This window comes from Nocardia sp. NPDC050378 (assembly GCF_040655675.1).
GTDB lineage: Bacteria > Actinomycetota > Actinomycetes > Mycobacteriales > Mycobacteriaceae > Nocardia > Nocardia coubleae.
Genome location: NZ_JBFAKI010000006.1, coordinates 235,317 through 254,843 on the forward strand (window position 1 = coordinate 235,317; position 19,527 = coordinate 254,843).

The following is a 19,527-nucleotide window of genomic DNA, read 5'->3' on the forward strand; positions in this document are numbered from 1 at the left end:
GAGAATCATATTCTCTTCAGGATTGAAGGGCAATGTCCTCGCGCTGGGCCGCCAGGTTCCGGCGCACCACGAACTTCTGTACCTTGCCGCTGGCGGTGCGCGGGAAATCGGCGACGATGTACACCTCTTCGGGCCATTTCTGCTTGGCCATCCCTGCCGCGGCGAACTGCGCGCGCAGCTGATCCAGGGAGGGGCCGGCGTGACCGGGCAGCAGGCGCAGGACCGCGGCGGTGCGTTCGCCCAGCCGGGGGTCGGGCACTGCCACGGCGACCGCCTCGGCCACCCCTGGCACGGCCAGGAGTACCTCTTCGACCTCGAGCGCGCTGATGTTCTCGCCGCCGCGAATGATCATGTCCGACTTGCGATCTGTGATGGTGAGGTAGCCGTCGGCGTCGAGGGTGCCGATGTCGCCGGTGTGGTACCAGCCCTCGTCGTCGAATGCGGCGGTGGTCAGTTCGGGCTCGGTGTAGCCCAGGCACAGATCCGGCCCGCGGCTGAGGATCTCGCCGTCGGGCGCCAGCCGGATCTCCACCCCCGGCAGGGCATTGCCGTCGGTGAACAGCCGCTTGTCCTCCGCTGCCCAGTACCGTGAGCCGCTGATCGACGGGTGCTCGGTGCTGCCGTAGGAGCGGTACACGGTGATGCCCTCGCGCGCGAGGCGGCGGGTGAGGGCGGCTGGGACCGCGGCACCGCCCAAACCCACATAGCGCAGATACGGCAGATGTCCGGCGGTCCAGTCCGGGTGATCGAGCAGGCTGGTGACGTAATACGGGACGCCACCGCCGACCGAGAGTCGATCGGTGGTCATCAGCGCGAGGATGCGCGCCGGATCCCACACGTCGACCAGGTTGATCGGGGCGCCGTCGAGGACGGGGATGAGGAAGGCGTTGAGCATGCCGATGAAATGGCCCACCGGCGCCGCGGTGATCTGATTCCCCCGGTCGGCGGGATACAACCCGGCGAGCTGACGGGTCTCGTAGGCGAGCGTATGGTGGCTGTGCACAACACCTTTCGGTGACCGGGTGGTGCCGGAGGTGAAGGCGATCAGGGCGGGGCCCGCCGCGGGAACGGGCAGCGTGCCGGTCAGTGGTCGCTCGTCGAGCAACTGCTCGAAATCCGCGCCGACGACGCCGGTGATCGGAACGTCGCGGTAGACCTCCGGCGCGAACTCCATGCTGCCGAATCGCTCGGTGGTGACGAAGACGTCGGGACGGACCGTCTCGAGGATGTGGGTCAGTTCCCGGCTGCCGTAGAAGTGCACGACCGGAACGACCGTGGCGCCCAGGATCGCCGACGCCCAGAAGACTGCGGCCGCCTCCATCCAGTTGGGCAGCTGGAAAGCGACGATGTCGCCGGGCTCGACGCCGCGGCGGTGCAAGCCGGCTGCCAGTCTGCGGGCGATGTGCTCGACCTCGCCGAAGGTACCCTGCCACGGGCGGGTCGCGGAGTGGACGCGAAAGGGTGTCTCGGGGGCGGCGCGCAGGCCGTCGGTGAGCAGATCGCCCAGAGTCTCGGATGTCCACCAGCCCTGTTCCTGGTAGTGGCGGACCAGATCGGGTGGGATCTTGCGCATCGTCGAACTCCTTCGTCGGCGGGCGGGGCACCCACGGCGAGTATCTGATTCTTCAGAACAGAGAATCACATTTGCAGAAGTGTGAGCAAGGTTAGGGGCGGTTGACCGTATCGCCCGATTTGCGGGGCGCGCGGCCTGGATAGAAATCGTGATGTGGATCACATTCGCTGGTGGGCGAGAATGATGCTCGCGCTGCAGAGAATCGAATTACTGTGTGGTCGGTGGTTGCGTCCCCCGGTTCGGGGCCTGCCGGTCCTCGCAACGCACCATCTCGGCTTTCCGCAGGCGATGACGGGTTGGAATTATGGCTACACGATCCATCGAATCCATGGACGGTGCTTGTCGCGGCATTCATTCGGCAACTCGGTGGCGCGCGCACGCGCATCAGCACCCGCTCCGACATCGGCTGGCCGTGGTCGGGCCGGATGCGGCCGATATCGTCCGGCACGCGGGCGGGTGGCTGTTCGACCGAGCCGCGGCGGGGTGGGAAGTGACCGCACTCGTCACGGCCACGGACAATGCCGCGTCCCTGCAGATCCTCGGCGCCACCGTGCTCGACCTGCGTCAATCGCTGGCGATTTCGCGTCATGACCTGTGGCCGACCGCCGTCGCGGTCTCTGTGCGCAGCTATCTCGCCGAACGGGAGGTGCGCGAGGGCGTGCTCGACTGTCTGGACCGGGGATTGGCGGAGGTCGCGATCTGGGGCGAGGACCTGCCCGCTGAACTGGCGGAGCGGGTGGCCACCTCGTGTCATCGGGTCAGTGTCGCCGCCATGGCGTTCAAATCCTGCGCCCTCGCTGCGGCGGGATTTCCCGGGGTGAGCGTGCCGCCGGTCGAACCGTTCCGGTCCGGGTCGCTGCTTCCGCCCGCGTTCCGTGAGGAGATGCGCGACCTCGTACCGCTGGGGTAGCAACTGGACGGCCGCCCTGTTCGTGGCCTCGACGCCGGTCGTCGCGTCGCCGTACCTCGGCGACGCGGCGACCGGCGTTTCGTGTGCCCTCGGCGGCGCCCGCATGGACGTCGGTCTGATCGCGTCACATTGAGAGAATTGGATTCTCATGAATAGTTCGTGCTGCTCTTGACTAGTCAGTGACGTGTAGCTCAGAATGGAGAAGCTAATTTCCGGCCAGGGGTGCGGTGGTCTCCGCGCTCTTTTCGTCGCCCGCCACAGTCTCGCGCGGCCCGACCGACCCGAAAGATCACCCATGACGATCCCCCGCGATGCAGCGGTCCGGGACAGCCCGGAAGGCGATGTCGGCCTTTCGCGTGCGACGCCGGCCACCCGGGAGATCTCCGCATGGTGGCGTGGCTATCTGCGACGGCACCCGATGGCGGCGCTGGAGACGGTCGGCGGGCAGTTCGTGCTCGGTGTCCGTGCCGTGCAGTACCTGATCACTGATATCGCTACCGGCCGTTTCGCTTTCGCCGAGTTCATCAGGCAGTCGGCGTTCATGTCCTCGGCGGCGGTGCTGCCGACCATCTTCGTCTCCCTCCCGATCGGGGTGACCCTGTCCATTCAGTTCGGCCTGCTCGCCGGGCAGGTCGGCGCCACCTCGCTGGCGGGCGCGGCCAGTGGACTCGCGGTGATCCGCCAGGGCGCGCCGATGGTGGCGGCGCTGCTGATGGCCGCGGCGGTGGGTTCGGCGATCTGCGCCGATCTCGGCTCACGCAAGATCCGCGACGAGCTGGACGCGATGGAGGTCATGGGCGTCTCGGTCGTGCGGCGCCTGGTGGTGCCCCGGGTCGCCGCGGCCGTGCTCGTCGGTGTCTCGCTCACCGGGGTGGTGTGTTTCGTCGGCTTTCTGGCCGGATACCTGTTCAACGTCTTCGCCCAGGACGGCGCGCCGGGCAGCTTCGTGGCGACCTTCGCCTCGTTCGCCACCGTCGGCGACCTCTGGCTGACCATGGTCAAGGCCGTGGTCTACGGCATGATCGTCGCGGTGGTGGCCTGTGAGAAGGGCCTGCACACCGACGGCGGACCGGCCGGTGTCGCCAACTCCGTCAACTCGACGGTGGTCTCCTCGATCCTGCTGCTGATGCTGGTGAACGTCGTGTTCACACAGCTGTTCATGATCTTGTTCCCACGGCAGGGGCTGTGATGGCCGCGCCGTATCTCCCGCCGGGCACCCGCACGATCGTCCGCGTGTCACGCCGGGTGGGTGTGTCGGTCATGCGCCTCGGGCACATGTTCACTTTCCTGCTGCGCGCCCTGTTCTCCATCCCGGTGATGTTGCGGCACTACCGGACCGAGTTCCTGCGGATCCTGTCCGACGTCACCTGGGGCAACGGCTCGCTCGTCGTGGGTGGCGGGACCGCCGGGGTGATCATCGTGCTCGGTGCGGCGGGCGGGGCGATCGTCGGCCTCGAGGGTTACAACGCCTTGCATCTGCTCGGCATGGAGCCGACCATCGGCCTGATCGCCTCCACGGCCTCGACCAGAGAACTGGCGCCGATCATGGCGTCGCTGGCCTTCGCCGCGCAGGCCGGCTGCCGTTTCACCGCCCAGCTCGGTGCGATGGGCATCGCCGAGGAGATCGACGCCATGGAGTCGATGGGCATCCGTTCGGTGCCGTACCTGGTGAGTACCCGGCTGCTCGCCGCGATGGTCGCGATCGTGCCGCTCTACCTGGTCTGCCTCGCCGCGAATTATCTGGCGGTGGAAGCGGTGGTCGGGCTCTCCGGTGGACTGTCTGCGGGCACCTACGACCACTACTTCCAGCTGGTGCTCAACGGTCCCGACATCGTGTACTCGCTAGGCAAGGCGATCGTCTTCGTCGTCATCACCACGGCGGTGCAGTGCTACTACGGCTACTACGCCGCCGGTGGTCCGCAGGGTGTCGGCATCGCGGCCGGCCGCGCGATGCGTGCGGCGATCTCGCTGATGATCGTGGTGAATCTGCTGCTCACCGTGGCGATCTGGGGCATCGGTGCCAGTGCCAGGTTGGGTGGGTGAGCCCGTGTCGGTGATCTTCGAAAAGGACGGTCGTGGCCCGGCGGGCTGGAATCTGCTCCTGCGTGGGGTGGTGGTGCTGGTGGCGGTGAGCGCGGTCGTCATCGCGCTGCTGATGAAGTCCACCGGGCGCTTCGACGAGAAGGTCGAGGTGTTTGCGGTGCTCGAGCAACTCGGTGACGGCCTGCCCGCCCGTTCCGATGTGAAGTTCCGCGGCATGCTGGTCGGGATCGTCGCCGGCGTCACGCCCGCGCGGGCAGGCACGGCCAACCGGGTCCGGCTGCTCCTCGACCCCGTTGCGGCCCAGGGTGTTCCGCGTACTGTGACGGCACGGGTCGTGCCGAGCAACGTATTCGCCGTCTCCTCGATCCAGCTGGTCGACAACGGGCCGGGCCCCGTGCTCACCGCGAACACCGAGATCCGCCAGGACACCAGCCTGTCCACCGTGCAGTTGCAGACCGCGTTGACCAAGCTGCGCGAGATCATCGCCGCCACCGCGCGGGTCGGCAGCTCGGGCACGGTGGGTGTGCTGGCCGCAGTCGCCGAGGCAACCGATCGGCGCGGTGACGACCTGGTCGGAGCCGGTGCCCGCCTCGAACGCATCACCAGGGAATTCGACGCGCTGCTCACCCCGGACGGCGGCCCGCCCACCCTGACCCTGCTGGCCGATTCGGTGCGTGGGCTGAACGCGGCCGCCCCCGAGCTGCTCGACGCGCTGCACCAGGCTGTGGTCCCGATGCGCACTGTCGCCGAACAGCACGACCAATTGGCGGGACTGCTCACCGCCGGGGGGACAACCCTCGGCACCGTCGGCGCCACCCTGGAGCGCCGCACCGACCAGATCGGCCAGGTGATGCACCAGATGGGCCCGGTCCTGGACGTTTTCGCCGCGGGCTCGCCGTCGTTCAGCCAGATCGTGGTGAGTATCCGCAAGCTGTCGGACCTGTGGTACCAGGAATTCTGGAACGCCGACAACCCACGTGGCCGTGGCAAATTCCAGTTCCGGCTGACTCCGCACACGCCCTACACCAGGGCCGACTGTCCGAGGTACGGGGAACTCGCCGGCCCGAGCTGCGCGACGGCGCCGGTCTCTGTTCCGCTCGAAGAGGTACCGCCGGTCATGGATCCGCGCTCTTATCCGGTACCCCCTGAGCTCACCGCCGGGCTTCCGCCCGAGATCACGGCGCTGATCGAACGGGCACTCGGCGGGGCGCACAACGGTGCCGAGGCCGTGCTCACGCCACTGCTGGCCGACGGCCCGCTGCCGATGGGGGTTCCGCGATGAGTTATCGCCGCCCGCTGGTCGGGGTCTGCCTGTTCGTCACCGTCGCCATGGCCCTGATCTGGGTGACCTTCGTGACCCTCGACCGTGGCATCAACGGTGAAACCCACCGGTACTCGGCGGTTTTCAGCGATGTCAGCGGTTTGCGGGTCGGTGACGACGTACGGATGGCCGGTGTACGGGTGGGACGCGTCGACAGCATCGAGCTCACGGGAGTGCGGGCCCGCGTTCGGTTCCGGGTCGAGCACGACCAGGTCCTCTACGGCAACACCAAGGCCTCGATCACCTACCAGAACGTGATCGGCCAACGCTATCTCGGCCTCGCCCTGGCCGACTTCGGTGATGGCGCGCGGTTGGCACCGGAGTCGGAGATTCCGCTGGAACGCACGGAACCGTCGTTCGATATCTCCGGTCTGCTCAACGGATTCGAGCCACTGTTCGGCGGGCTTGATCCGGCCCAGGTCGACAATGTCACCGGCGCGCTCATCAAAGCCCTGCAGGGCGATCAGACCTCGATGGTCCTGCTGATCGAGCAGGTGTCGTCGTTGGCGCAGTCGCTGGCCGGACCCGACCAGGTGCTCGGCACCGTGATCGCGAATCTGAGCCGGGTGGTCGGTGATCTGGCCGGGCACAGCGGCGAGGTGAGCGGGCTGATCACCCAGTCGCGCGCGATCATCGGCGGGTTGGCCGCACACCGCGACGAACTGCTGTCCACGCTGGATTCCGCGGCGCTGGTGACCGGCCGGATGGCCGCGGTGCTCACCGAGGCGGAGCCGGATCTGAACGCGATGCTCTACCGCGAACCGGGCTTCACCCGGCATTTCGAGGAGAACAAGGAGAACTTCGCCTACCTCGGCTTCAACCTGCCCGCGTTGATGAAAGGCCTGGCCAGGGTGAGTCAGGAAGGCGCGTATCTGAGTACGTATCTGTGCAATTTCAACATCACGCTGTTGCCCGCGCTGGTGGCGCTGGTGCCGACGGTCGTCGGTCTGGCCACCCCCGGCGGGCAACCCCGATATTCACCGATCTGCAGGTGAGGCGAGTATGAAAGCAATTGTCCGACAACGGTTCCAGCGGCCGATCGAGGAGCATCGGCGGGTCGTCCTCGGGCTGTGCGCGGTGCTGGTGCTGCTCGCGGTGACCCTCGCCGCGGTGGGTTTTCAGGCACTCGGTCTCGGCACCACCCGCTATGAGGCGGAATTCGCCCAGGCCGCCGGGATCAGCACCGGCGACGCGGTGACGATCGCGGGGGTGGGGGTCGGCACGGTCGGCGGCACGCGGCTGGCAGGCGATCGGGTCGTCGTCGTGCTGAATGTGGATTCCTCGGTGCCCCTCGGTGCCGATACGGGGGCCGCGGTCAAACTCACCACCTTGCTCGGTGCCCGCTACATCGAACTCCGTCCCGCGGGCGAGGGCGTGCTGTCGGATCGGCGGATCACCCTGGAACACACCGAAGTTCCTTACGACCTGCAGACCGCGCTGGACAATGCCACGGTCACCTTCGACCAGATCGATGCCGCCCGGATCGGTGACTCGCTGACCACGCTGGCCACCCAGCTCGAAGGCGTGCCGACGGTACTGCCGGCCATGCTGGCGAATCTGCGCGCGTTGGCCGCGATCGTCGGGGAACGGCGCGGGGAGATGAGCGCGCTGCTGGCGAGCACCGCGCAGCTCACCACCGTGCTCAGCGGTCAGCAGGCCGACCTGGCCGCACTCATGACCCAGGGCCGCGACCTGCTCACCGAGATCGTGTCCCGCCGCGACGCGGTGAACCGGTTGATGAACGCCACCCGCACCCTGGCCGACCAGGTGCGCACGCTGGTGGTGCACGACCGCCCGGCCCTGGACAGCCTGCTGACCGGTCTCGACGGACTGCTCGGGAGCCTGGCACGCAACGACGCCCTGCTGCGCAGCACGCTCGAGATCCTGCCGATCCCCGTGCGCAACTTCGCCAATGCCTCCGGCACCGCCAACGAAGTCGACTTCACCGCACCGGCGGGACCACTGATCGACTCCTGGATGTGCGCGCTCGGCGGCAACGCGGAACTGGCGAAGCTGCCACCCTACTTCCAGGACTGCCGATGAGGGCCGCACGGACAGTGCTGATCGCCGTGGTCGTGCTGGTGGCCGGCGCGGTGGCCGGTTTCGCCGACAGCCCGATCCGCGGCGAGCGCCGGATCACCGTCACCGCCCTGTTCGACAACGGCGCGGGGCTCTACGTCGGCAACACGGTGGCGGTGCTCGGGATGCCGGTGGGCGAGGTCACCGCGGTCGAACCGCGCGGCTCGCAGGTAGAGGTCACCCTGGAAGTCGACCGCGATGTCGAGATTCCCGCCGACGCGCGGGCCGTGACCCTGTCGACGTCGGTACTCACCGACCGGCACGTCGAACTCACCCCCGCCTATCGCGGCGGCCCCACCCTCGCGGACGGTGCGCGCCTCGGCCTCGACCGCACCCGCACCCCGATGGAATTCGACCGGCTGCTCGGCGCCGCCGACCGGATGGCGGGCGAGCTCGAGGGGGCCACACCCGGCGACGGCCCGGTGGCCCAGCTGCTCGCCGCATCGTCGGCGATCGCGACCGGCAGCGGCCCGCAGCTGCGCGAGACCCTCGACCAGCTCGCCACGGCGGTGAAACTGGGCGAGGACGGTGGCGAGGACACCCGCCAGACCGTGACCCAGCTGGTCGATCAGCTCGCCGAACTGGTCCGTGTCGCCGCCGCGAACAAACAGACCATCCACGAATTCGGCACCGCCACCGGGCAACTCGGCGATGTCGTCGCCGATCTCGGTATCGGCACCGGCGGCACCGGCGCCCAGATCGTCGACATCCTGCGCGAGGCCGACGCGCTGCTCGCCGCGAACGCCGGGGTGCTGCAATCGACGGTTGCCAACGGGGCCACGGTCACCAAGGCGCTGGCCGATTACCGCGGGCAGCTCGCCGAGTTCATCGATGTGACGCCACTGCTGCTGAACAACGCCTATCGGGCCGTCGATTTCGAGTATCGCGGTGTGCGCGTGCACGCCCTGCTGGACAAGGTCTTCTTCGACGGCCAGCTGGTCAAGGAAGTGTGCAATATTCTCGGGCTGCGCCAATTGGGCTGTGCGACCGGCACATTGCAGGATTTCGGCCCCGACTTCGGGCTCACCGACATGCTCGAGGCCATGTCGAGGATGCCGCGATGAGGCCCGGGCCCCGCGTCGCGGCGCTCGCGCTCACGGCGTTGTGTGCAGGCACGAGCTGCGCGGTGGGCTTCGGCGACCTGCCCCTGCCCGTGCCGGGTGGTGGCCGTGAGAACTACACCGTCCGAGCCGACTTCGAGAACGCCTTGAACCTGCCCGCCAAGGCCAAGGTGCGGCTGTCGGGCGCCGATGTCGGCGAGGTGACCGACATGGCGGTACGCGACTACACCGCCGTGGTGACACTGAGCATCCGCCCCGACGTGCGCTTGCCGCTGGGGACCACCGCCGAACTGCGCACCGCCACACCGCTCGGCGATGTCTTCGTCGCCCTGACCGCGCCGCCCGAGGCCACACCCGCCACCCCCGTCCTGGCCGACGGTGACCGCATCGCCCGCGAGCACACCGCTGCCGCGGCCACCATCGAAGAGCTGCTCACCACGGCGTCGCTGCTGGTCAACGGTGGTGCCATCCGCAATCTCACCACCATCGTCAACGGGTTGGGACGAGCCGTCGGGGACCGCGGTGACCGGATGGCGGAGCTGATCGCCCAGTCGACGCGGGTGGTGCAGGCGCTCGCCGCCCGCTCCGACGACATCCGCGCGACCCTCGCGGAGGTGGACCGGCTCGCGCGCACCCTCGACAAACAGAGCGGCACCATCGACGAGGTCCTCCTCGCCGCCGGACCTGCGCTGACCACCCTGCGCGACAACTCCACGCAGGCGCTGTCGTTGGTCGGCGAGGTCGATCGGATCTCGCGCCAGCTCGCGCGGTTCCCCGGTCTCGACGGCAGCCAGACCACCGGGATGATCGCCGACATCAACCGGATCGCCGAACAGCTAAACGCGGCCGCGACCGACCCGAATGCCAGTGTGGCGGCGATGAACTCGATGCTCGGCCCGGTGATCGCGGTGACCACCAGCACCGCGGCCAGCACCGACGCCGACTTCCAGGACCTGGCTCTGGGCGTGCTGCCCGATGTGAACCATCCCGGCGACCCGGCGAGTAGACTGCCCGACACCCGGGACTGGACGAACTTCGTCGGCACCCTCACCTACACGCTGCTGCGCCTGCAGGGCCGGATCTCCGGAGCAGGCGGATGACGGGCGGCATGAGCGAAGCGGCGGCGCGCGCCGTTGTCGCGACGGTGCGGGCGATCCGGGCGCGGCGGGCGACGGCGTCGGCCCTGTCGCTGGTGGTGACACTGGTGGTCGGGATCGGCTACCTGACTTTCGGCGCGCTCGGGGTGAACCCGGCCGCCACGACCTACCGCGTGCGCGTACACCTCGCCGACTCCGGCGGGCTGCTGACCGGGCGCACCGTGGCGCTGCGTGGGGTGCCGGTGGGCACCGTGGAATCGGTGTCGCTCACCGAACGCGGGCTCGTCGCGGTCACGGTGATCGACGCGGACACCGCGGTTCCCGCCGAGGGCGAGGTGCGGGTGGCGAGCCTGTCGCTGGCGGGGGAGCAGTACCTGGACTTCCGGCCCACCCGCGACGAGGGCCCCTACCTGGTCGACGGCGCGGAAGTGGACGTGGCGCGCACCAGCACACCGACCCCGCTGTGGCAGACCCTCGGGCAACTGGATTCCACACTGGCCCAGGTGGATCCGGCCCAGCTGGCCGCGATCGTCGACGAGCTCGGCGTCGGTCCGCAAGGCGCGGACAAGCTGGCCGACCTCATCGACGGTGGGGTGTTCCTGATCTCCACCCTCGACACCGTGCTGCCCCAGACCGTCGAGCTGCTGCGCGGGGGCAGACAGGTGCTCGGTACCGTCCGTGAGCTCGCCCCCGGCCTCGGCGATTTCGCCGCCGACGCGAACCAGGTGCTCACCGGAGTAAGCGCCAAGTCCGGTGGCTATGTCGCGCTCCTCGACGCGGCGCCGGGAACCTTGCGCGCCCTCGACGGTGTGCTCGCGCAGAACGCGGGTGCGGGCGGGCAACTGCTCGACAACCTCGGCGTGGTCGCCGAAATCACCGGAGCCAGGGTGCCCGCGCTCCAGGAGTTCTTCTTCCCGACCGAGCGGGCGGGTTCCACATTGGAGGCGATCGCCGTCGCCTTCCACGACGGCGGTGTCTGGGGATTGGTGAACCTGTACCCGCGCTACTCCTGCGACTACGACCTGCCGCGCCGGGCACCGTCACTGCCCGATTTTCCCGAGCCCTTCGTCTACACGTACTGCCCGAACACCGACCCGTCGGTGCTGATCCGGGGCGCCGCCAACGCGCCACGACCGGCAGGCACCGTCGTCCCGGGGGCGCCGCCGCCCGGCGAGAGCCCCACCCGGCAGACGGTGTCGACACCGGTCGGCCCCCTGTCGCTGCCTCTCACCTTCGCGGGTCCGCCCCTGCCCGACCCGCCGCCGGCCCCGCACCGGTGACCGACCGACCCATCGCCAGCCCGATCCCTACCGCGAGGAATGACACCATGAGTGACACCGAGACTGTAGAAGCCGACCGGCCGACGGCCGAGCAGCCGAAGACCGGATCGGAAGACGCTGCCGAAGAACAGATTTCGTCGTCGGCCGAACCCGCCGGCGACGACGCCGAGCCGGCCGCCGGGCGGCGTGCGCGCGTGGTGCGCTTCGCCCGTCGCGCGGCGGTGCCCGCCCTTGCCCTCGTCGCGATCGTCGCCGTCGCGGCCGCGGTGTTTCTCGGCACGCGACTGCGCCACGAACAGGCGGTGGACGACGCCGCCGCGGCCGCGGTCACCGCTGCCCGCGCCTACGGGGTGACGCTGACCAGCGTCGACTCCACCCGGCTCGACAGCGATTTCGCCGCCGTGCTGGACGGGTCGACCGGGGAATTCCGGGACATGTACACCCGATCGAGCGGCCAGTTGCGCGAGCTGCTGCAGCAGAACAAGGCCACCGGCAAGGGGACGGTGCTCGAGGCGGCGGTGAAATCGGCGACCGAGACCGAGGTGGAGGTGCTGCTGTTCATCGACCAGACCGTCACCAATGCCGCGTCGGCCGACCCGCGGATCGATCGCAGCCGGGTGTTGATGACCATGCAGCTCGTCGACGGCCGCTGGCTCGCCAGCCGGGTGTATCTGCCCTGAGCTGAGCGGTGATCGCCGTGCAGGGGCCTACCATACCTATTGGAGAATGCTATTCTCGCGAGAGAATAGTGACGTTTTCGAGGAGAGCACGAATGACTGATTTCGACACCGTCGACTACTTCACCGATCCGGCGCTCGTGCCCGATCCCCACCCGTATTTCGATCACCTGCGGGCGCAGTGCCCGGTCAGCAAGGAATCGCACTACGGGGTGTACGCGGTGACCGGCTACGAGGAATCGCTGCAGGTGCTGCGCGACCCGAGCCTGTTCTCCTCGGCCATCGCGGTGGGTGGACCGTTCCCGCCGCTGCCTTTCGCGATCGAGGGTGACGACATCACCGAGCTGCTCGAACAGCATCGCGCGCAACTGCCGATGTACGAGCACATGGTGACGATGGACCCGCCGCAACACACCTACGCGCGGTCGGTGCTGAACCGGCTGCTCACCCCGGCCCGCCTGAAGGAGAACGAGGACTTCATGTGGCGGCTGGCCGATCGCCAGCTCGACGAGTTCCTGGCCGCGGGCAAGTCCGAATTCCTCGCCGACTACGCCAAACCGTTCTCGCTGCTGGTGGTCGCCGACATGCTCGGAGTCCCCGAGGAGGACCACGCGCAGTTCCGCATCGTGCTCGGCGCCTCGCAGCCCGGGACCCGGGTCGGCGCCCTCGACGACGAGGTGCTCGCCTCGAATCCGCTGGCGTGGCTCGACGACAAGTTCGTCCGCTACATCTCCGATCGCCGGGAGAACCCGCGCGACGACGTGCTGACCTCCCTCGCGCTGGCGAAGTATCCCGACGGCTCCACGCCCGAGGTGATCGACGTGGTGCGTTCGGCCACCTTCCTTTTCGCCGCGGGCCAGGAGACGACCGCCAAACTGCTCAGCGCCGCGATGCGCATCCTCGGCGACCATCCCGATCTGCAACAGACATTGCGCGAGGACCGCAGCCTGATACCCGCCTTCATCGAGGAGACGTTGCGGATGGACGCGCCGGTGAAGTCCGGGTTCCGGCTCGCCCTGCGCGACACCACCGTCGGTGACGTGGAGATCCCGGTCGGCTCGACGGTGATGTTCTGCCCCGGTGCGGCCAACCGCGATCCGCGCCGCTTCGACAACCCGCACGAATTCCAGTTGGGCAGAACCAATTTCCGTGAGCACATGGCCTTCGGACGCGGTGTCCACTCGTGCCCGGGCGCACCGCTGGCGCGGGTCGAGGGACGGGTGTCGATCGAGCGGATTCTGGACCGGATGCTCGACATCCGGATCGACGAACAGCACCACGGTCCCGCCGGTGACCGGAACTACCGCTACGAGCCGACCTACATCCTGCGCGGCCTGACCGAACTGCACGTCACCTTCACCCCTCAGTCCTGAATTCCCCACCGAAGAAAAGAGATTCACGATGACCGGACGGGTCGAGAACAAGGTCGCCTTCATCACCGGCGCGGCCCGCGGCCAGGGCCGCAGCCACGCGGTGCGACTGGCGCAGGAAGGCGCCGACATCATCGCCGTCGACGTCTGCAAACAGCTCGACAATGTGCCCTTCCCCATGTCCACCCCCGAGGACCTCGCCGAGACCGCCGAACTGGTCAAGGCCGAAGGCAGGCGGGTGGTGACGGCCGAGGTCGACGTGCGCGACTACGACGCGCTGAAGGCCGCGGTGGACAGCGGTGTCGAACAGCTGGGCAAGCTCGACATCATCGTCGCGAATGCGGGCATCGGCAACGAAGGCGGCCCGCTGGCCGACCTGGACGAAACGCTGTGGGACGACATGATCGCGGTCAATTTGGGCGGTGTCTGGAAGACCGTGAAAGCCGGTATCGGGCACCTGGTCGCGGCGGGTGGCGGCGCGGTGGTGCTGACCGGATCGGTCGGTGGCCTCAAGGCCTACCCGAATGTCGGGCACTACGTGGCGGCCAAACACGGTGTGGTCGGCCTGATGCGCACCTTCGCGGTGGAACACGGGCACCAGTCCATCCGGGTCAATTCGGTGCACCCCACGCATGTCAGCACCTCGATGCTGCTCAACGAGGGCACCTACAAGCTGTTCCGGCCGGATCTGGACAACCCGGGCCCGGCCGATCTCGAGCCGATCTGCCGGATGTTCCACACCCTGCCCACGCCGTGGGTGGATCCCGTCGATGTGAGCAACGCGGTGCTGTACCTGGTGTCCGACGAGGCCCGGTTCATCACCGGTGTCTCGCTGCCGGTCGACGCCGGCAGCATGCTCAAGTAGCGGAGGCTTCGATGCTGTTCGAGTTCGACACCGAGCAGCGGCTGTTGCGCGACATCGTGCGTGACGTCGCGGCCAAGCACTGCCCGCCTGCCCTGGTGCGCGAGATCGTCGACAAGGACGCCGATCCCACGGCTCTGTGGCAGACCTATGTCGGACTCGGCTGGACCGAGCTCACCGGGCCCGGTGCCGCGATCGAATTGGGCATCGTGTGCGAGGAACTGGGCCGGGCCACCGACCCGACACCGTTCCTGGCCACGATGACTCAGTTCGCGCCCCTGGTACCCGATACCGACCGGGTGGAGCGTCCCGGCGCGGCGGTGTACGGCGGGGTCACCGCCGCGCGCGACGGGGTGGGCTGGCGGCTGCACGGCACCGCGCACCAGGTGCTCGACGGCGATCGTGCCGAGCAGTTCGCCGTGGTCACCGACGCCGGGGTATTCGTGGTCGCCGCCGAGGCCGTGACAGCCCGGCGCACAGCGGTTTTCGACCCGGTGCTGCACCTGGCCGAGGTGACCTTCGACGCGGTCCGGGTCACACCCGCCGACCGGGTAGGCGCCCGCGTGGTGCACGCCGAGCAGTGCGCGCTCACCGGTATGGCGCTGACCACGGTCGGTGCCTGCCGCCGGATCCTGGATCTGGTGCTCGACCATGTGCGTGGGCGGGCCCAATTCGGGGTGCCGATCGGGTCGTTCCAGGCGGTGCAGCACAAGGCCGCCGATATGCACGTGGCGATCGAACGGGCACATGCCCTCGGCTTCTTCGCCGCGCTGTGCCGATCGGTCGACGATCCGCGACAGCGGCTGGCGGCATCGATGGCGAAAGCCGCGGCGGGGGAGTGTCAATCCACGGTGTTCGCCCATGGCGTGCAGCTGTTCGGTGCCATGGGCTTCACCTGGGAGAACGATCTGCAGTTCGCGCTCAAGCGCGCCAAGGCCGGCGAGCTGCTGCTCGGCGGTGCGGCCGAACACCGGGTCCACGTGACGGAGGAATACCGTGCAACTCAGCTTTGATCCCTCGGTCGAGGCCTTCCGGGCCGAGTTCGTCGACTTCCTCGCCGAGCATCTGCCCAGCGAGGCCGAAGCGGTGCAGCGCTCGGAATCCAGTGCTGACGTACCGGAATGGGCCCGGCGCTGGCAGCGCACCCTGTTCGACAACGGGTGGCTACTGCCCGGCAACACCCCGGAGTTCGGGGGCCGCAACGCCACCCTGCTGCAGCAATACGTCTACCGCGAGGAACTGTCGCGGCGGCGGATCTATCACAGTTTCAATCCGCAGGGCGTCGGCATCATCGCCGCCTCGATTCTGTCGTTCGGAACGCCTGCACAACAACGGGAATGGGCGGTGCCGATCCTGCGGGCCGAGCTCACCGCCGCGCTCGGGATGAGCGAGCCGGGTGCCGGTTCGGACCTGGCCGGGTTGCGGACCAGAGCGGTGCGCGACGGCGACCACTACGTCGTCGACGGGCAGAAGGTGTGGACCTCGGGGGCGCACGACGCCGATGTGCTGCTCACGTTCGTCCGCACCGATCCGGCGGCGCCCAAACACCGGGGGATCAGCGTGCTGCTGATCCCGACCGACACCGCCGGGGTGACGGTGCGCCCGTTCCCTTCTGCCTGCGCACCCGACGACCTGGACTTCAACGAGGTCTATTTCGAGGGCGTGCGGGTGCCGGTGGCCAACCGGATCGGGGAGGAGAACGCGGGCTGGTCGGTGGCCAACGGTTCGCTCGGGCACGAGCGCACCCTGCTCTGGCTCAGTTTCGCCGACCGCTTGCAGGATCTGCTCACCGATTTCCGCCCGCGCACCGCGCTCGACAACGACGCCTACGCCCGGCTGGTGATGGACAGCTACGCGCTGCGGCTGCTCGGTTCGGCCGCGCTGGCCAAGGAATCGCGTGGCGAACCGGATGTGCCCGCGCTGTCGGTGCTCAAGGTCCTCGGGTCCGAGGCAGTGCAGGCGGCGACCGAACACGCCCTCGATACCGCCGGGCCGGACGGGCTGGGTCATCCCCGGATGACCGCACCGCAGAATGCGCTCAACCTCGACCACTTCTCGAGCAGCTGGTTCGAGCGCTACCTGCGCAGTTTCAGCGGGACCATCGCAGGCGGCACCTCGGAAATCCAGCGCAACATCATCGCGCAGCGAGTGCTCGGCCTGCCGCGGGCGTGACGGCACCGGGCGCGCGTCCGGCGGGGAGCGCGCGCCCGGTGAGTTCAGTGCGGCATGGCAGCGGTCTCGTCCGGTGCGACACCGAAGGTGTTGAACGCCATGGCCAAGGTGGTGTAGCAGCCGACGGTGAACACGAAGTCCATCCGCTGACGGTCGTCGAGCCGGGTGCCCAGGGCCGTCCACGTCTGCTCCGACAGTGCCGATTTCTCGTCCAGTTCATCGACCGCGTCGAGCACCAGCCGGTCGAACGCGTCGGGTGCGGTGCCGGTGCGGGCTGCCGCGTCGATCTCGGCGTCGGTCAGCCCGGCGGCCCGCCCCATCTCGACGTGATGCTGCCATTCGTAGGCGCACTCGCGGCGGTGCGCCACCCGCAGCACGGCCAGTTCGCGCAATCTCGGTTTGAGGGTCGAGCCGAACAGCAGGTGTGTGTTGAAACCGAGGAAGGCGCGAGTCAACCGGGGATGGTTGACCAGCACCGAGAGCGCGTTGCCCGCCTCGGTGGGGTTGCGTCGCTCCTTGGGCAGCATGCGCGCCAGCGCGTGGTCGACATCGTCGTCCCACTGGTCCTCGGGAAGCGGGGGCAGAGCCATGCGGGCTCCTCTCCGGTGCGCGAAAGCGACCGTGGCTGAACTCAATTCGTGTCATTGAAGAATATACTTCTCTTCAATGGAGAATGGCATAGTGTGCCGTGCGCGTCGACCGGCCCGGTGTGGTCCGATCGCGACAGTGAGTCCGCGAGGAGATGGACCGCGGCGTTGTCGCCGCCCAGCCGTGAGGCGTGTGCGGTGACCGTCGGTGCCGTAGGCCGGGCGGCGAGGAGGCCGGGCGTCGCGGGAACGATCGGTAGAGCCGCGTATTCCGCGGCGACCGCGCTCAGCGACAGTTCGATCAGCTCGCCGCCACCGCGGGCGAGGGATTCCACGACCGCGCGAGCCGCCTTCAGGCCGGTGAGTGGGTCGGCCACGGCGTCAGCGCAGAAATAGGGGCCGCCGGCCCCGACGGCGACCAGCCCACCGGCCACCGCGGCGTCATCGCCGAACCCGGTCCAGTGCGCGCCGTGCCCGGTGCCGTGGGCGGTGATCCGTGCCCACACCCGACCCGGCCGAGCGGGGAGTTCCGGGCCGAGGCCGCGGCGGGTCAGCGCTGCGGGCCGGGACGACTCCAGTACCACATCGGCGCGCAGAAGCAGCTCGCGTAACAGCCGAGCATCATCGAAATCCGTTGCATAGCAGAGCTTTCCCGCATTCATCCAGTCGAAGAACGCTGGTGCGCCCGCGCGGGTGCCGTCGGGGCGCGACGGGCTCTCGACTTTGATCACAGTCGCGCCTGCCTGCCTGAGCAGTCGCCCGCACAACGGGCCCGCCCACATCGAGGACAGGTCGACCACCAGGCATCCGGCCGGAGTCCGCGCGGCACCCGCCGGTCCGATGCGCCGCACGATCGGCCGGGCCGGTGCCTGCTCGCCGAGGACCGCCGCGGGCAATCCGAGCAGACGGGCGCGCGCCACGACATCGGTCGCTGGTCGCTGCGCTGACCATCGGGTAATCGCCTTCCATGCGTCCGCCACCACGGAATCGGCAGTGCTGGAAGCCCGAATGTCCGGTCCCGGTGCCGTTCCGTAGTCCGCTGTCGCGACCAGCGCAGGGACTGCTGCCCAGTCGCCCGCTCTGGCCAGGGTGAGCGCACACCACCCGTCGCTGGCCTCGAGCAGCCGTGTCGCGCCACCCGCGGAGATCCGCCCGCGGCGGCTCAACCCGAGTTGTGCTGCGCGCCCGGCCAATTCGATTCCAACGTCGATCGGAACCCCGGTAGCCGCGGTGAAGGAGTCGGCGACCAGGCGAGCTCGTGACACGATCGCTGCCCGGCTGTGGTCGGGCTTGCCCGCCGGATCGCCGGTCAACCAGAGCGCGCCGGAGGCGGCCCATTGCGCGGCGGCTGTGTCCGGGTGCTCACGGCTTGGCCGGATCCTGGTGGGGTCGGTGCTGGATGTGCTTCGCGTGGGGGTCTCGGTGGGGTAGTCCTCGGGTGGGGAGGGCCGGTTCAGTTGTGTGCCGGGCGTGGCTGTACGGGCGGCAGTGGTGCAGTGCTCGTCGGGTCGCGAGGTTCGGTCGGGTTGTGCCGCGCGTGCGGGTCGGGCGGCAGTCACGGTGCAAGTCCTGGGGTGATGCCCCTCGGGGCGCGGTGGGAGTCGTGCCGGTGCGTGACCGGCTCGGTGAGTTCGTCGACCAGCCCCCAATCCAGGGCGGTTCGCGCGTCGATCGTTTGTCCGCTCAGTACCAGGTAGGCGGTGCGCCAGCGGCCGATGCGGCGCGCGACGCTCACCGTTCCGCCCGCGCCGGGGATGAGGCCGAGCCGGAGTTCGGGCAGGCCGAGCATCGTGTCGGGGTGCGCGCTCACGACACCGCAGAAGGCGACCATTTCGAGGCCGCTGCCCCGGGTGTGGCCGTGGATGTGCGCCCGCAACCCCGGCCCGAGACGTTCGGCCAGCGCGTTAAGTGCCCGCGCCGGGCTGTACTCGGTGCGTGCCAGGTGGGCGCGCACCGGATCGGTGAATCGGCCGAACTCGGTGAGATCCCCACCGCTGCAAAAGCTCGGACCCGCGCCGCTGAGTTCGACCGCGCGGATCGAATCGTCCCACCGGGCGATGGCCAGCGCGTCGAGCAGCGCCGCACGCGTGCGGTCGTCGAACGCGTTGTGCCGGTGCGGTCGGGTGAAGCGGATGTGCAGAGCGGGTCCGTCGCGACGAACCGTGAGCGGCTCACCGGGCTCCGGCTCACCCGGCGCCGCCCGCCGGGTACGCAGCCAGGCAGCGAACTCCGGTCCGCTCTGCAGGGTGGAATACGCCAGCGACTCGACGAGCAGCCCATGCTCGACATTCGGTGACGGCTGCCCGGCGCGGAGTACGGCATCGCAGACCGTGGCCGCCAGTGGACGGGATCGGCAGTGCTGCCGGATCTGATCGAGAGCCCGCGCGATGGACGGCACCGTGACGACGCGGGGGTCGGCCGTGGCCACCGTCGTGAGCGTGAACGTCGCGTGCTGGAGCCAATGCGCGCCCGAGGCAGCCACGGGATCCGCCGCG

At 68.9% G+C, this 19,527-nt stretch carries 18 protein-coding genes; 14 read left to right on the plus strand and 4 right to left on the minus strand.

Features of this window, described 5'->3' with window-relative positions:
- Positions 1–16: 16 nt before the first annotated feature.
- A complete protein-coding gene (locus AB0I35_RS16370) occupies positions 17–1,573 on the minus strand; it encodes an AMP-binding protein (protein WP_357396797.1) in 1,557 nt (518 codons plus the stop codon).
- Between the two features lie 304 nt (positions 1,574–1,877).
- On the opposite strand from AB0I35_RS16370, the gene AB0I35_RS16375 reads away from it, so the two are divergent.
- From AB0I35_RS16375 to AB0I35_RS16440, 14 genes are all read left to right on the plus strand, one after another.
- A complete protein-coding gene (locus AB0I35_RS16375) occupies positions 1,878–2,483 on the plus strand; it encodes a hypothetical protein (protein ID WP_357396798.1) in 606 nt (201 codons plus the stop codon).
- Positions 2,484–2,778: 295 nt separating this feature from the next.
- The gene (locus AB0I35_RS16380; RefSeq protein WP_357396799.1) at positions 2,779–3,672 is read left to right on the plus strand and encodes an ABC transporter permease; all 894 of its coding nucleotides are present in this window, start codon (positions 2,779–2,781) and stop codon (positions 3,670–3,672) included.
- Positions 3,672–4,526 carry an ABC transporter permease gene (locus AB0I35_RS16385; protein ID WP_357396801.1) on the plus strand — a complete coding sequence of 285 codons (855 nt, stop codon included), beginning with the start codon at positions 3,672–3,674 and terminating at the stop codon, positions 4,524–4,526. The genes AB0I35_RS16380 and AB0I35_RS16385 overlap by 1 nt, the downstream gene beginning before the upstream one ends.
- Positions 4,519–5,808 (plus strand): MCE family protein, encoded by a 1,290-nt coding sequence (locus AB0I35_RS16390; protein ID WP_357396802.1) that lies wholly within the window; start codon positions 4,519–4,521, stop codon positions 5,806–5,808. The genes AB0I35_RS16385 and AB0I35_RS16390 overlap by 8 nt, the downstream gene beginning before the upstream one ends.
- Positions 5,805–6,842 (plus strand): MCE family protein, encoded by a 1,038-nt coding sequence (locus tag AB0I35_RS16395; protein ID WP_357396803.1) that lies wholly within the window; start codon positions 5,805–5,807, stop codon positions 6,840–6,842. The genes AB0I35_RS16390 and AB0I35_RS16395 overlap by 4 nt, the downstream gene beginning before the upstream one ends.
- Before the next feature lie 7 nt (positions 6,843–6,849).
- Positions 6,850–7,890: an MlaD family protein gene (locus AB0I35_RS16400; protein WP_357396804.1), complete on the plus strand. Its 1,041-nt coding sequence runs from the start codon at positions 6,850–6,852 to the stop codon at positions 7,888–7,890.
- A complete protein-coding gene (locus tag AB0I35_RS16405) occupies positions 7,887–8,990 on the plus strand; it encodes an MCE family protein (RefSeq protein ID WP_357396805.1) in 1,104 nt (367 codons plus the stop codon). The genes AB0I35_RS16400 and AB0I35_RS16405 overlap by 4 nt, the downstream gene beginning before the upstream one ends.
- Positions 8,987–10,087: an MlaD family protein gene (locus AB0I35_RS16410; RefSeq protein ID WP_357396806.1), complete on the plus strand. Its 1,101-nt coding sequence runs from the start codon at positions 8,987–8,989 to the stop codon at positions 10,085–10,087. The genes AB0I35_RS16405 and AB0I35_RS16410 overlap by 4 nt, the downstream gene beginning before the upstream one ends.
- 8 nt (positions 10,088–10,095) lie before the next feature.
- Positions 10,096–11,364: an MlaD family protein gene (locus AB0I35_RS16415; RefSeq protein WP_357396808.1), complete on the plus strand. Its 1,269-nt coding sequence runs from the start codon at positions 10,096–10,098 to the stop codon at positions 11,362–11,364.
- A 47-nt stretch (positions 11,365–11,411) separates the two neighbouring features.
- Entirely contained in the window at positions 11,412–12,044 is a 633-nt protein-coding gene (locus AB0I35_RS16420; protein WP_357396809.1) for a hypothetical protein, read from the plus strand.
- Positions 12,045–12,136: 92 nt separating this feature from the next.
- Positions 12,137–13,414, plus strand: a complete 1,278-nt coding sequence (locus AB0I35_RS16425; RefSeq protein WP_357396810.1) for a cytochrome P450 — start codon at positions 12,137–12,139, stop codon at positions 13,412–13,414.
- A 28-nt stretch (positions 13,415–13,442) separates the two neighbouring features.
- The gene (locus tag AB0I35_RS16430) at positions 13,443–14,276 is read left to right on the plus strand and encodes a mycofactocin-coupled SDR family oxidoreductase (RefSeq protein ID WP_357396811.1); all 834 of its coding nucleotides are present in this window, start codon (positions 13,443–13,445) and stop codon (positions 14,274–14,276) included.
- An 11-nt stretch (positions 14,277–14,287) separates the two neighbouring features.
- A complete protein-coding gene (locus tag AB0I35_RS16435) occupies positions 14,288–15,286 on the plus strand; it encodes an acyl-CoA dehydrogenase family protein (RefSeq protein ID WP_357396813.1) in 999 nt (332 codons plus the stop codon).
- Positions 15,270–16,445, plus strand: coding sequence for an acyl-CoA dehydrogenase family protein (locus AB0I35_RS16440; protein ID WP_357396815.1), 1,176 nt, complete (start codon positions 15,270–15,272; stop codon positions 16,443–16,445). The genes AB0I35_RS16435 and AB0I35_RS16440 overlap by 17 nt, the downstream gene beginning before the upstream one ends.
- 44 nt (positions 16,446–16,489) lie before the next feature.
- Here AB0I35_RS16440 and AB0I35_RS16445 read toward each other — a convergent pair whose 3' ends face one another.
- The 3 genes from AB0I35_RS16445 to AB0I35_RS16455 form a co-directional block, all read right to left on the minus strand.
- On the minus strand, positions 16,490–17,035 hold the full coding sequence (locus AB0I35_RS16445) for a carboxymuconolactone decarboxylase family protein (RefSeq protein ID WP_357396816.1): 546 nt from the start codon (positions 17,033–17,035) through the stop codon (positions 16,490–16,492).
- A gap of 41 nt (positions 17,036–17,076) precedes the next feature.
- Entirely contained in the window at positions 17,077–18,411 is a 1,335-nt protein-coding gene (locus tag AB0I35_RS16450) for a CoA transferase (protein ID WP_357397015.1), read from the minus strand.
- Positions 18,412–18,587: 176 nt separating this feature from the next.
- A complete protein-coding gene (locus AB0I35_RS16455) occupies positions 18,588–19,514 on the minus strand; it encodes an enoyl-CoA hydratase/isomerase family protein (protein ID WP_357397016.1) in 927 nt (308 codons plus the stop codon).
- Between the last annotated feature and the right edge of the window lie 13 nt (positions 19,515–19,527).